Annotated in this window: 9 protein-coding genes; 4 read left to right on the forward strand and 5 right to left on the reverse strand. The window is 55.4% G+C overall.

Going from position 1 to position 13,092, the window contains the following annotated elements:
• Window positions 1-524: 524 nt before the first annotated feature.
• The 4 genes from KJ970_06210 to KJ970_06225 all read right to left on the reverse strand — a co-directional run bounded on the left by KJ970_06210 (window position 525) and on the right by KJ970_06225 (window position 8,066).
• A complete protein-coding gene (locus tag KJ970_06210; GenBank protein ID MBU2690504.1) occupies window positions 525-1,511 on the reverse strand; it encodes a hypothetical protein in 987 nt (328 codons plus the stop codon).
• A 68-nt stretch (window positions 1,512-1,579) separates the two neighbouring features.
• On the reverse strand, window positions 1,580-1,966 hold the full coding sequence (locus KJ970_06215) for a hypothetical protein (protein ID MBU2690505.1): 387 nt from the start codon (window positions 1,964-1,966) through the stop codon (window positions 1,580-1,582).
• 80 nt (window positions 1,967-2,046) lie between these two features.
• Window positions 2,047-3,357, reverse strand: coding sequence for an aminopeptidase P N-terminal domain-containing protein (locus tag KJ970_06220; GenBank protein MBU2690506.1), 1,311 nt, complete (start codon window positions 3,355-3,357; stop codon window positions 2,047-2,049).
• Between the two features lie 2 nt (window positions 3,358-3,359).
• On the reverse strand, window positions 3,360-8,066 hold the full coding sequence (locus KJ970_06225) for an immune inhibitor A (GenBank protein MBU2690507.1): 4,707 nt from the start codon (window positions 8,064-8,066) through the stop codon (window positions 3,360-3,362).
• Window positions 8,067-8,409: 343 nt separating this feature from the next.
• On the opposite strand from KJ970_06225, the gene KJ970_06230 reads away from it, so the two are divergent.
• Window positions 8,410-9,321, forward strand: coding sequence for a proline dehydrogenase family protein (locus tag KJ970_06230; GenBank protein MBU2690508.1), 912 nt, complete (start codon window positions 8,410-8,412; stop codon window positions 9,319-9,321).
• Here the strand turns inward: KJ970_06230 and fabL are convergent, their stop codons facing one another.
• Window positions 9,322-10,080: an enoyl-[acyl-carrier-protein] reductase FabL gene (gene fabL / locus KJ970_06235; protein ID MBU2690509.1), complete on the reverse strand. Its 759-nt coding sequence runs from the start codon at window positions 10,078-10,080 to the stop codon at window positions 9,322-9,324. It abuts the gene before it with no gap.
• A 148-nt stretch (window positions 10,081-10,228) separates the two neighbouring features.
• Between fabL and KJ970_06240 the strand changes: the two genes are divergently transcribed.
• The 3 genes from KJ970_06240 to KJ970_06250 all read left to right on the forward strand — a co-directional run bounded on the left by KJ970_06240 (window position 10,229) and on the right by KJ970_06250 (window position 13,075).
• Window positions 10,229-10,897 carry a flavin reductase family protein gene (locus tag KJ970_06240; GenBank protein MBU2690510.1) on the forward strand — a complete coding sequence of 223 codons (669 nt, stop codon included), beginning with the start codon at window positions 10,229-10,231 and terminating at the stop codon, window positions 10,895-10,897.
• Between the two features lie 66 nt (window positions 10,898-10,963).
• A complete protein-coding gene (locus tag KJ970_06245; protein ID MBU2690511.1) occupies window positions 10,964-12,262 on the forward strand; it encodes a nodulation protein NfeD in 1,299 nt (432 codons plus the stop codon).
• Between the two features lie 24 nt (window positions 12,263-12,286).
• The gene (locus KJ970_06250) at window positions 12,287-13,075 is read left to right on the forward strand and encodes a slipin family protein (protein MBU2690512.1); all 789 of its coding nucleotides are present in this window, start codon (window positions 12,287-12,289) and stop codon (window positions 13,073-13,075) included.
• Window positions 13,076-13,092: the final 17 nt, after the last annotated feature.

Genomic DNA, 13,092 nt, shown 5'->3' on the forward strand with positions numbered 1-13,092 from the left:
TGCAGCTGCGATTTTTTAACCGTTAGCTGAACACCCCTGTGGGTTTTCTCACCACCCCACCCATCCACATCAGGTGTTTGTGACCTGAGTCACTCCACCACCTTCATATTCCTGACGGACCTACGAGACACCCGGTGGCGCATGCAGCGCCAAACTCTTTAAAGCGTTCGTTGCCTCCGAGGAAAGCTCAAAGGTCGAACACAACCTAAACCTTCCAACAAAGCTAATAATACAGGATCGAAGCGGCATCCGTCAAGGATTTCTTTTCTAATCCTACGCAGCAATAATGCGTGCCAATAATGACTTCCAGGTTTTCTTGCTCCGGCTCTTCCCGTTGGTTCAAGGGTGGTATTTTCCTGGATTCGGACGGTATGGAGAGGTATGACGAAGTTCGAATTCCTTTAACTGAATGATTTGCATGCAGATACGAGGTCTTGACAAAGACGATCGACAATTCCAGCGTGAAAGAGAATCGCTTACGAGATCGGTGAACCCGTAAGCGATTCGGCAATATTTCCCGTGACTCAACTCTTTCCAGCTGAATTCGTGGGCTTTGAGCTCTTTCTTGGTTTGGACTCAGGTGGTTTTTTGTCGCCCGATCGTGGACTCGGAGCCCTCGGAGCCTGAATCGCTGGTTTGGATTTGTCAGATTTTGGAGCCTTCACCTGGCTTCGGGATGGGGTCCTGGCCGGCCGTGAACCCTGCTGTCTCGAGGGCTTGCTATTCGGCTTGCTGTAACGGGGCGGGGTGCCCGTGCTACCCCTCAATCTCTTCGTCCGGGTCCGGCGGTCATAGATTTGGCGGGAGGGCGTGGATCGCTGGGGCTTTTGATAGGTTCGGCTCCACCTTTCGGCTCCCGGGCTTCTCCGTGTTGCGCGGGCATAGACTCCCGTTTGTCCGCGGGGCGTTTTACGGCTCACCACATAATGCGTTCTGTTCCGGCCGCCGTGCCGGCTCCACAATCCACCGCGGTAAGACCGGCGGGGAGGATAGTGGTAACCGCAATCGTAGGCATAGTATGAGTAGCGGGCTCCCCAATGGGCCCAACCCCAATGGATATGGGCGCCATAGTAAAAACCAAAATCAAAACAGGAGAAGGGAGCGCAATAGGCGAAATAGTAGGGCCATGGATACCAGTAATATCCAAAGGGATCATAGTATATGGATACAGAAGCCGGCTGATAGACGTCATAACCCCTGTCGATGACAGGAGCGTCTGAAAGACTCCCATCAGGATCGTCGCTCTGTTCACCCCTTGTCTGAATCAGAGCAAGAATCAGATCATCGCTTCCACCGGCATCCTTTATATCCAGGATATCGCCAGTATCAAGAGAGAAAGTCGAGCCGTCCGCCGCAACCTGTTGGAGGATAACCTCTTCTCCTATCCCGGCATCGAGGAGGGCGATAACATCATCGACCGTTAGGGCGGAGGCCCCACCGAACCAGAGGAAGGAGAGAAGAAGTCCGATCATCAATGCGGTGAGTGAGGAAAAATGATTGCTGGCCGTCATGTCAGATCACCTGCCTTTTTGTAGATTGTTCGACCCCCTATGAGGATACGATCTCTCGGGGGTCACCGTCAACTCGAGGGTGTTCCGATATTTTTCCATTCATCCTCTTCAAGATCGAAGAGATAGCAGGTGCCGCTCTGGGTTACCAAAAAGCCGAAGCTCTCCATCGACCTGATCTCATCGACCGCAACCGGGAGGGGGAGGACATGGGTATCCTGTCCCTGGTCCTTAAAGGCCTGATCAATGGTGACCCAATCCTTTGTATCCAGACGATACTGCCAAAGGGCTCCCGAGCGGGTCAGAACACCGCCGGGGCCAAAACTCAATACGACTTCATTCTTGTCCGGGGCGGCTTGGAGGTCGCTGGGGATTGAGAAAAAGACTCCCAAGGCGACGAGAGCTATCATGATGGCCGCCAGGGCCCAGAAGTGACGCCTGCTGATGATGGATCGCATGTCGGATTTTCCTCCCTGTATCTACACACTGTCTCCACTTTGTTAGGAATCGACACATATGAAGTACCCCTGAAGGGCAGCTAAAGTCCCCGATGTTGAGCCATAAGAGATTCGATCTCTTCCCTTTCTTTGGGGACACCCTTTGTCAGGATTTGGTTCCCCTCCATTGTGATGAGAAGGTCATCTTCAATACGAATTCCGATGCCTCGGAACCTGGGATCGATCTCCAGATTATCTTCAAATAGATAGAGCCCCGGCTCGATAGTCAGGATCATTCCGGGCTCGAGGAGGCGAGACTCTCCTATAACATAGCGTCCGGCATCATGCACATCCAAACCGAGCCAATGTGAGGTCGGATGCAGCGTATACGCTTGGTACCGGCCGGTTCGCAAGATCTCCTCCAGGTCGCCCTGCAGGATCCCTATCCGCAGAAGGCCCTCTACCAACATGGTGCAGGCCATCTGATGGACCGATTGTAAAGATGATCCGGGAAGCGCCGCCTGGATGGCCGCCGTTTGAGCCTCGAGGACGATATCGTAGAGAGCGGCTTGATCCGGCGTGAACCGCCCGGACACCGGGCAGGTCCGGGTGATATCGGCGGCATAGAGCTCGTATTCAGCCCCGGCGTCGATCAGCAGGAGATCGTCCGGCAGCATCTGCCGGTTGTTTGATTGATAATGGAGGGTGCAAGCATTGGGTCCGCTGGCGACAATGGAGGGATATGAGCATCCATCAGCTCCCCGGCGCCGGAATTCGTATTCAATAACCGCCTGAATCTCATATTCAAACAAACCCGGCCCGACACGCTGGAGAGCTTCGCAGTGGGCTTGTGCTGATATTTGAGCGGCGCGGCTCATTGTATCGATTTCAACCACGTCTTTACGCAGCCTCATCTCATGGAGAATTTCCGCGGCATCGACCAGCGTCGTGGGACCCGTACCGCCGCTGCGTTGCAAACCCCGAAAGGTGGACACCAGGTCCGTCATCATCTTATCGATTGCGGGATCGACGCCGAAGGAAAAGTGCAGGGTGTCGATTCCTTCCAAGAGGTCGGGCAGGCGTTTTGAAAGCTCCCCTATAGGATAGGCCTCTCCGGCCCCATAGATGCGGCGGGCGCCATCCAATCCGGTCCGGAATCCGGTCCAGTTCTCTATCTCCCGCTCTCGGGGGCGAACAAAAAGAACAGACTCGGGTCCGGTTTCTGCGGCCCGGAGGAGCAGTGCTGAATCCGGTTCTCTTAATCCGGTGAGATAGTACAAATCACTGTTCGGACGGTAGGGATAATGGACATCGCCGTTCCTCAAAGATTCCGGAGCGGAGGGAACGAGGATGGCGCCGCGTCCGACTTTTTCGAGGGCGCGGCGCCGTCTGCGGGCGAAACTATCGGAAATCATTACCGGGTCAAAACCAGGCGCCTGACACGCCGTTCATGGTCCTGTCGAAGAACGCCGAAGTAGACGCCGGAGCCGACAGGGTGTCCCGACGCGTCCCGGGCGTCCCACGTCCTCTCAAAGACGCCTCGCTTGGAGGGGCCATTGCACAATGTAGTTACCCGGCGTCCACGGACATCAAAAATGGCGAGCTCCATCTCTCCCGGCTTTGGAATTCCGAACCGCAATGTGACCTGGGACCGGAAGGGAACCGGCCGGGGCGGCATCAGGCTGAGAACCTGGGGGATCTCCGGTGAAAAGACAGCGAAATCAGAGCCGAAACTCATCGAAGAACCATCCGGATGGACCCCGACAAAGTGGTACTCATAGGAATGGCCGGGTTCCACATCCTGATCGAAGAATGTATAAGAACCGTCGGCGCCGGGTCTCAGCGGTGTCGGCCCCGAGATAAGCTCCTCACCGGGTGTGACGCCGTCGCGGCGATAGAGCCGGAAGCCGTCGACTCCGATATCGATCGGCGGCGACCAGACGATCTCCAGTCCGTCAGTGAGGCTGTTGAAATCCAGGAAGGAAAGGAAAGTCGGCGTGAATCCGACGCCCAGTTTGACTTCAACAGTTAAAATCGGCTGATTGATATCGTTGGTCTCAATAATCAACCGGGCGGCGTAATCTCCATCCGGCAGATCGGCGGCCGCCATGGTGACCATGATTTCTCCTGGATTTGTGGGAGTGGCCGATCCTGTATAAGCGTCACACGAGAGCCAAGACGCCATCAATGGGTCGGGTTGGCTGTCCACGAGATCAAAGGCGGCGTCAATCACGAATGAAGAGACCGCCGTTTCCGTTGGGTCTCCCAGCAGCGACAGAGGAAGGGCGATGCGAATCGAGTCGCCGCCCGAATCCATCTGAATGACGTTGGGGAAGCCGGCTATTTCTCCTTCTCCGTTGAGAATAAAGCCGGGGTAGAAGCCGTAGGCATTGGCCAGAGCCCCGACAACGACCGTGAAGTCGGCCCCCAAATTGAGATCCGGCATCCCTGTCGAGATATCCAGATCGGTATCGAGTTCGAGAACCACCGAGAAATCGGAAGCAGGATTCCCGTGCGCCTCATACTCGGTGATGAGGAAGGTGACCTCGGTATCATCATCTCCAGCGAAGAGTCCGGCGATATCGGGCGTTGAGTCGTTGTCGTCGGGGTCCTCGTGAAGAAGGACAAGGTCATCCGGGGTTGCGCTTCCAAGGGTATAGATGAGACGGATGTCATCAAAGTCCTGATCGGCGTCGGCCAGGAATACCGTGTAGTTCAGAGAGCCCGCCCCGGCATTGGAGATGGTCAGAGTCGTATCAATATCGGTGGTGCCGTCGATGACAACACTGAGCGTATCGTATGGCATTGAAACGATGGCCTGATAAGACGTTCCCATCGCCTCATTGGAAGGCAGGCTTTCGTCCTCGTCGTAGAGCGCAGTGACAATGTAGAAGTAGTCGGTCATCGGCGCGGCGCTGGTGTCATGATACTGGGTGCTCTGAAGCGGCGCCGTGTTGAGCGGATCGGTTCCATATTGGCCGGATGTGGTGGAGCGGTAGATATTATATCCGAGAAATGGATCGCCGGATGTATTGATGCCCGGCGGCTTCGACCAGCTGAGGGGAATCCGGTCAGGCCAACCGCTATCAGCGGAAAGATCGGCCGGCTCAGCGAGCGTCTGCCGCTGGACGATCCGGATATCATCGAGAAACCAGCCCGGTTCTTCGACACCGACATCGCTGCCAAAAAGGAATCCCAGAACGATGGACTCTCCGATATAGTTGTCGAGTGGAACCTCCACCCGTTCCCATCCATCACTATCCCCCGTGTAGGCCGGGCCGGCGTAGGCGTCGACATTCCGGTGCGGGTAGCCGCCCCGCGGCGTGAGCGGCCGGAAGGACTGGCCGCCGTTGCGGGAGACCTGAATCTGGCCTCCGTCATAACCCCACTCCGCTTTGTAAAAATGCTGGAATTCGAGTGTGGCCCTGTCCCAACCCGATCCGGCCGTGAGATCCAATTCAGGCAATTGAAGCATCGAATAGACAAGGGTACTGTAGTTATTTGTCAGACCCGTCGCCCAAACATTGCCGCCTGAATAGGGGCTCGCTTGGATCGGATCGGGATTGCCCCACTCCCAATCCCCATCGGCTGTATAACCTCCGTTATCCGACTCAAGATCGTTAAAGGTGCCGGCCCGAAGATGAAAGGCTTCCCACTGATCGAGCGCCGGCCAGGCGCCGGTATTGGGCGTCTGCGCCGCATCGATCGCTTCGATCCGGTACGGAATCGAGTCCCCGACAGATAGGGCGCCGGGGGAAATGTAAGCGCGATAGGTGCTGCCCTCGGTCAGGGTGAGACCTTTCGTTGTTTCCACCTGGTCTGAAGGACGAAGGTAGCGGATCTGCACCGATCCCACGCGGGCGGAGTTGTCCGTGACATCGACTTCGACACGGAAAGAATCCTGATCGACCGTTCCATCCCAAAGAGGCGACATAACGAATGTGGGCGCAACCGTGTCCGTTCCGACATAGAACGAATAGACCGTCTCCGGCGCTTCCGCCGGAAGCGTTGAGCGATGATCCATCGTGTCGGCGGCGGAAATGTAATACTCGATCATCGTGCCGGCCGATTGACCTGGAATGATCGCCGAGAAATTCCTGATGCCGCCCGCATCCATCAAGTCGACGGGTGTGTATGGGACCGGAGGCGTCGATGCCACCCTGTAGTAGATCCGGAGAGAATCGGCATCCAATCCGTAGAGAGAGAGAATCGTCGCATCAAGAGCGATTTCTGTATTCACGGCCTCAGTGTCGGGAAGCCGGTTATGCTGGATACGGATCGATGTGTCGCCGATCCCGTGCGCGCGGAAAGCGGTCAGGATAGAGTCGAAATGCGGCGTTCCGTTGTAAATGTTGCCGTCATCGTCATCGACAATCAGGACTTCAATCAGGGCGTCGTCATAATTCATCGGCTTGCCGTAGCGATGGAAATGATAAAGGTAGTCGGCTGTCGCCGGTCCCACATCCGTTCTCAGATCCCAGAAGGCGCCCGAAATGATGATGCCGTCGTGATGGGGCTCGCCGCTGATGTCATCCGGATAGACTAAATCCTCATCGATGTCGCGAAGATACGAACCGGGCCCGGTGAAGCCTTGTCCGATCTTCGGATTATTCGTGATAGTAGCCCCATAGTAGTCGGAATAACCTTCATGGCTGTCGGCGGGACCGAATTCGGGCCAGTACAGGGTTCCAGTGATCCCATGGGCATATTCATGATAGGCGACATCAGCGATTTGCCCAATCGAGGGACAACTCCCTCCCGGCGCGTAAAAAACGATATGATCACCCGCATAATAACCGTTGCAAATCCCATCTGTGTTCTCCACATAAACCGACAATGGGAAATCGAGACCGAACCAACCGGGATCCCAGGCTTTTGTGATGTCATGCGCGATATTGAGATGAACAAAAGCATCCCTCTCCGACGGCCAGGTCGATCCGTCATCATACCATCTTAGGGTATCGGCGCCGGTGCCACCCACAGGGATCTCGAGCTCAGGTGTCCGGTCATCCATGGAAGAATTCTTAATAACGCAATAGGGACCGGCGAGCATGGTGAAATAGCTGAGATCAAGTTCTTCGCGGTCGCCAAAATCGAAGCTCCCGTCGGGGTCTGTAAAGGTCGTTTCAATGAGGGTCCCACCTTGATCTTTCAGAGCGACCATGGCATTGACACCGGGAAAGACCTCCATGATGTCACCGGGTTGAAAACGTTCCGCGTAGATTTCAACCGAACCCGCCGCCGGCGTTGAATCGTGGATAAGGTTTCGGACATTGAGAAGCTCTCCGCTGTGGGCGTCGACCCAGACCGCCCACCAACCATATTCATGCCCCGGGGCCCGAAGCAGCATCCGCCAGGCGACCCGGTCTCCCACCTGCTCCATCTCTCCGTCTGGAACGATGACGGGATAGACGGCTTCCCGGATCAGGGTCTGCGGATCCCGGTCGATGGCTCCCGCGGCCCGGGCGATCGCTTCATCCTCAGAAAGGGTAGGGTGGGGATTCAGGGGTCTAATATTCCGGAGATCAGAACCCAGCATCGCCAGCCGGCCGTCGATGGTCCACCGGAAATCCAAACGACCTCCCTCGACCGGTAGGCCTAGTTCGTGTTGCTGGAAGATGAGGAACCAGAGATTGGAGACCTGAGCCTTTGATTCAAGCACGAGATCCTCGGAGGCCACGGGAAAAAGAGTGGAGTGGTCCTTGATGAGACGAAGACTCGCTTGAATCAATCCATCGAGACTTTTCTCATCAGCTCGAATATCGCCGCCGAGTAGAATTCTATGCGGCCTCTCACCATCCCAGGTGACCAGGCCGTTTGGGAAAGCCTGATGCGCTGCTTGGAGATGCTTCGGCTCCGGAGCGGCATCCTGCGCCCTGAGCTCTGCACCGACCCCTGCTGCGTTCAGGGCTTCAAACGCGGGGGCTTCTGGTGATCCCGACAGGGGTGATCCCGTCTTGGGTCCCCGGAGCGCTTCCAAGGCCCTCAGAAGGGTCTCATGTGTTTCAGTCCATGAGGCCGCCTCGGCATTTGATTGGAAAATAAAAAGAATTCCCATTATTCCCAGCAGAAGGCAAAGTCCGGCCGTTAGGCGGTAGAAATGACGTCCGGTGTCCATCATGATTCCTCCCCTTTCCTGTCCAATCCCCACTGAAGTCCCGGCAATGGCGACTCTCCAGACTTCTTTATGGAGTGTACGAGCCCGGAAGATCGGCTTCAATCGCTAGACGATCTGGCGTAGGACGATCCGGCATGAAGGCCGGAGATATTTACGATTTGAAAGGACGGACGGTTGCCTTTTGGAGAGAGGATCAGAGTTCGTCTTTACAGATCGTATCACCGGTCTTATCTTAAGGCCGGATTGGTGGATCCCCACGGGGACTGAAGGCCTTCTGGGGATGGCTTTCTTGGGAATGGCCTTCTGTGGAATAAACGACGACGGGTTTGTGGGGAGAGGAAAGAGTATGAGTCTCTGGGATCAATTGGTAGTCCGGTCGCTTCCCTTTGTGCCGCGCCCTCTCGTTGGGTATTTTTCCAGACCCTACATCGCCGGCCAGATGATGGATGAGGCGCTAAAGTCGGTTCATCAACTGAATCAGGAAGGATTTATGGCGACCCTCGATATCCTGGGCGAGGGTGTGGCGGATGTTTCACAAACACGAGTGACGCGGGATGAATATCTTCAGCTCATCAACCGGATTCCAGAGCGCCGGCTGGATGCCAATGTCTCGATCAAATTAACCGCCCTTGGTTTGAATCTGGACAAAGGGCTTTGCCTGGAGAATCTTCGTGTTCTTGTGAAGAGGGCGGCGGAATTGAACAGCTTCATCCGCATTGATATGGAGGATATCACCACCACAGATGCGACGCTCGAGATACATAGAATTCTCGCTGCCGAATTTCCGGGGCATGTGGGTGTCGCCTTTCAGGCTTACCTTCGCCGGAGTGTCGCCGATGCAGCAGGGTTGATCCGGATGAAGGCCAATATCAGATTGTGCAAGGGCATCTATGTTGAGCCTTACGCCGCCGCTTATCGCGATCCAGAAATCATCCGGCGCAATTTCATCGAACTCTTGGAAATGCAGCTAAAGGGTGGCATGTATGTCGGCATCGCGACACATGATGAGATCCTGGTCTGGGAATCGGAGCGGCTGATTCGCAGACTCGGCCTTGGAAGGGAGCAATACGAATTCCAGATGTTGCTCGGGGTCGCCGAAAAGCTGCGCCGCACCATTCTCGATGCCGGCCATCGGCTGCGTGTTTATGTTCCCTACGGTCAAAGCTGGTATGCTTATTCCGTCCGCCGCCTCAGGGAGAATCCCCGCCTCGCCGGTTTAGTCGCGCAACGGGCTCTCGGTCTCTCACCGAAGGGGTGATCAGGCTAGAATCATATGGCCGCCATCGACCGTGAGCGTCTGCCCATGAATCATTTTTGATAGGGGACTGACGAGGAATAGAACGCAATCCGCCACATCCTCAGGTGTTGTCAGGCGCCCGGCCGGGGTCCGGCGCAAGGATTCCTTGAGAAGTTCTTCACGATTTGGAAAATGCTTCAGGGCATCTGTATCGACAACACCGGAGCTAACGGCATTCACATGGATATTCTGTGGAGCCAGTTCCGCGGCCAAATGGCGAACAACGGCCTCTAACGCCGCTTTTGAGGCGCCGATGGCCGTATAGTAGGGAATGGCCCGGACAGCGCCGTGACTCGAGACGGCGACGACATGCCCGCCATGGGCCCGCATCAGAGGGATGGCTCTTTGCACCAGGGGCAGGAGACTTCCCGCATTGATCTCCATTGTCCACTGCCAGTGACGGCGGGAGAGTTCTGTTCCAGGGCGAAAGACGCCCGACGCGGCGTTGGAAACCAAAATATCGAGGCATCCATACTCTTCATTTATCACCTGAAACATTTCATCTAACTCTTTATCATTGGTGACATTGGCGCGGATGGCCCTCGCACGACCGCCCCGCTTTTCAATCTCAGCAACAAGATTTTCGGCCTGGGTGGCGCGTCTCAGATAGTTAATGACGACCGTTGCTCCGGCCTCCGCCAGCTTGATGGCAATCCCTTTGCCGATCCCACGGGATGCCCCGGTGACGAGGGCGATCTTTCCAGTGACTTCACATCGCATCTGTTCATCTCCCTTTGTTAGTAATACTTCATATAGAAATAAGAGAATTGGATTTTGAAAGCAAGCGAAAACAGTGCTATTGTTTCTGGCGGGAAGCGAATGATGCGGGAGGCGAATGATGTGGGGCGAACATTAAGGAGATCCTGCCATGAACGCCAGAACCGGAGTCAAAACCATTGACCCCGCCGGATTGGAACCGAGGCAACTCTATACTCTGCATACCGAGCTGCTGCTTCCCCGCCCTATTGCGTGGATATCGACGGTGAGTAAAACCGGGTTTAACAATCTTGCACCTTTTTCTTTTTTCGGCGGAGTGACTTCGAATCCACCCCTCATGGGTGTGGGTATCGGCAAGGGCCGGGAGGGCGGGGAGAAGGATACGTTGAAGAACATCCTGGATACGGGTGAGTTTGTGATCAATATGGTGGACGCTTCCCTCATCGAACAAGCCAATATGACAGCGGCCGAATTCCCAGCGCATGTCGATGAGTTTCAAATCGCCGATTTGACGGCGGTGCCGTCGGTCAAGGTCAGACCCCCGCGCGTGGAGGAAAGCCCGGTCTCCATGGAGTGCCGGGTCGAAAAGATATTAGAGGTGGGGGCGGGGCCATCGCATTTTGTGATCGGTCAAGCGATACTCTTTCATATCCGCAGGGATTTATGGGACCGGGGAAATCTCAAGAAGGAGGCTTACCTGCCGATCGCCCGTCTTGGCGGAACCGCCTATGCCCACCTCGGGGAAATTTTCCACTTGCCCCGGCCTGATGCAACCCGTCTGATGGATATGCAAGGACTCAAACGGAAGACAAAGAAATAGGAAGATAGAGAATCAAAATAGAGGGTAATGGAGAAAATCGGAATGTTTATCCTCCGAACACTCTGTATGGGTCTGCTGGGTTGTTCATTACTCCTCACCGCGGCTTTTCCCGAGCCCGCGGGAGAGCCTGATCGGATTCCAGGCGACATTTATTGGATAACATTGCATCAGGTGATCGACCCCGTCGCTGCCGAATTCCTCGATTCCTCATTGAATAAGGCCAGTGAAGGGGGGGGCGCCGCCCTGGGTATCTCCCTCGATACACCGGGGGGACTGGATACTTCGATGCGGCAGATGGTGAAGACGATCCTCGCATCCCCGATCCCGATTATCGTCTATGTCTCACCATCGGGCTCCCGCGCTGCATCGGCCGGTCTCTTCATTGCCATGGCCTCCCACATCGCCGCCATGGCGCCGGGGACAAATATGGGCGCGGCGCATCCCGTGGGTATCGGCGTTGGCGGAGAGATGGATACGGTGATGTCGGAGAAGGTCACGAATGATGCTGTCGCCTATATTCGATCGATCGCGGAAAAACGGGGCCGTAATGCCGATTGGGCGGAGGAGGCGGTGCGCCGAAGCGTCTCGCTCTCAGCGGAGGAGGCGTTGCGCGAAAATGTGATCGATCTCATTGCTGAGAACCGCAGGGCCCTCATCGATTCTTTGGATGGCCGGTGGATTGTGACGGCGACGGCGGAGGGGATCCTCCAGACGGAAGGGGCGGAGATTATTGAATTAGAAATGGGTCTTCGGGAGAGAATCCTCTCCATTATCTCGAACCCGAACATCGCCTATGTCCTTTTCCTTATGGGATTGATGGGTCTCTTCTTTGAACTCTCACACCCCGGTTCACTCTTGCCCGGCATCCTCGGCTCGATTTGTCTCATCCTCGCCTTTTTTGCCTTTCAAACACTGCCGGTGAGCGCGGCCGGCATCCTTCTCATCATTCTGGCGATTATACTTTTTATTCTGGAGATCAAGGTCACGAGTTATGGTGCCTTGACGATTGGAGGCGTTGTGTCTCTGGTTTTAGGATCTATCATGCTCTTTCCATCATCGATTCCGTCACTCAGGGTTTCCCTCGGAGTTCTCATCCCGGCCGTCGTCATGGTCTCAGCCTTCTTTATCTTCGCGATAGGAATGGGATTGAGGGCGCAACGCCGCCGTAAGACGACGGGGGCGGATGGTCTTGTCGGCGAGATCGGGAAAGCGCGGACCGTTATTCATCGTGAGGGTAAGGTTTTTGTACATGGGGAGATCTGGAATGCCGTGTCGCCAAACCCGATCCCGGAGGCGACCCCGGTGCGGGTAGTAAGAGTGGAAGGATTGCGGATTCATGTAGAACCCGCCAGGGAAGAGGACTAACCGGGATCATATGGAGGTGACCCGATGTTTGCATCAGCACTGGCATTATTAATTATTTTCGGTTTCTTTATTCTTTCCAGCGCCATACGGATACTTCGAGAATATGAAAGGGGTGTCATCTTCCGCCTCGGTCGTATGGTCGGTATCAAGGGCCCTGGTCTGATATTTCTGATTCCGCTCGTGGATCGAATGGTGAAGGTCAGCTTGCGGACACTGGTTATGGATGTTCCGCCGCAGGATGTCATCACAAGAGACAATGTATCGGTCAAAGTGAACGCTGTCCTCTATTTCCGGGTCATGGATCCTGGGAAGGCGATTATAGAAGTCGAGAATTTTCTGTTCGCATCGTCCCAGGTTTCACAGACAACTCTGCGCAGCGTTGTCGGACAAGCGGAGCTGGATGATCTGCTGTCAGAGCGGGATAAACTCAATGCGCAGCTGCAGACGATTATCGATGAACATACCGATCCGTGGGGCATTAAGGTCATCGGTGTCGAGTTGAAGGATGTCGATCTTCCCACCGAAATGACCCGCGCCATCGCGAAGCAGGCTGAGGCGGAAAGAGAACGGCGGGCCAAGGTCATCAATGCCGAGGGGGAGTATCAGGCGGCGGAGCGCTTGGCCCAGGCGGCGGAGATCATGGAAGAACATCCCATCGCGCTTCAACTCCGTTTTCTGCAGACATTGAGGGAGGTGGCCGCAGAGAATAATTCAACGACGATCTTCCCCATACCCATTGATCTCTTTAAACCCTTTATCGAAGCGATGGGCAGGATAAAGGAGGGATCGGGGGGACATCCGCCGATAGCATGACGCGAGAGCCTCCCAAT

Source organism: Candidatus Eisenbacteria bacterium (genome assembly GCA_018831195.1).
GTDB lineage: Bacteria > Eisenbacteria > RBG-16-71-46 > CAIMUX01 > JAHJDP01 > JAHJDP01.

Bases quoted from the DNA above. Each gene is read 5' to 3' on its own strand.
- KJ970_06210 (MBU2690504.1), bottom strand. From the start codon at position 1,511: ATGACGGCCAGCAATCATTTTTCCTCACTCACCGCATTGATGATCGGA.
- KJ970_06215 (MBU2690505.1), bottom strand. From the start codon at position 1,966: ATGCGATCCATCATCAGCAGGCGTCACTTCTGGGCCCTGGCGGCCATC.
- KJ970_06225 (MBU2690507.1), bottom strand. From the start codon at position 8,066: ATGATGGACACCGGACGTCATTTCTACCGCCTAACGGCCGGACTTTGC.
- KJ970_06230 (MBU2690508.1), top strand. From the start codon at position 8,410: ATGAGTCTCTGGGATCAATTGGTAGTCCGGTCGCTTCCCTTTGTGCCG.
- fabL (MBU2690509.1), bottom strand. From the start codon at position 10,080: ATGCGATGTGAAGTCACTGGAAAGATCGCCCTCGTCACCGGGGCATCC.
- KJ970_06240 (MBU2690510.1), top strand. From the start codon at position 10,229: ATGAACGCCAGAACCGGAGTCAAAACCATTGACCCCGCCGGATTGGAA.
- KJ970_06245 (MBU2690511.1), top strand. From the start codon at position 10,964: ATGGGTCTGCTGGGTTGTTCATTACTCCTCACCGCGGCTTTTCCCGAG.
- KJ970_06250 (MBU2690512.1), top strand. From the start codon at position 12,287: ATGTTTGCATCAGCACTGGCATTATTAATTATTTTCGGTTTCTTTATT.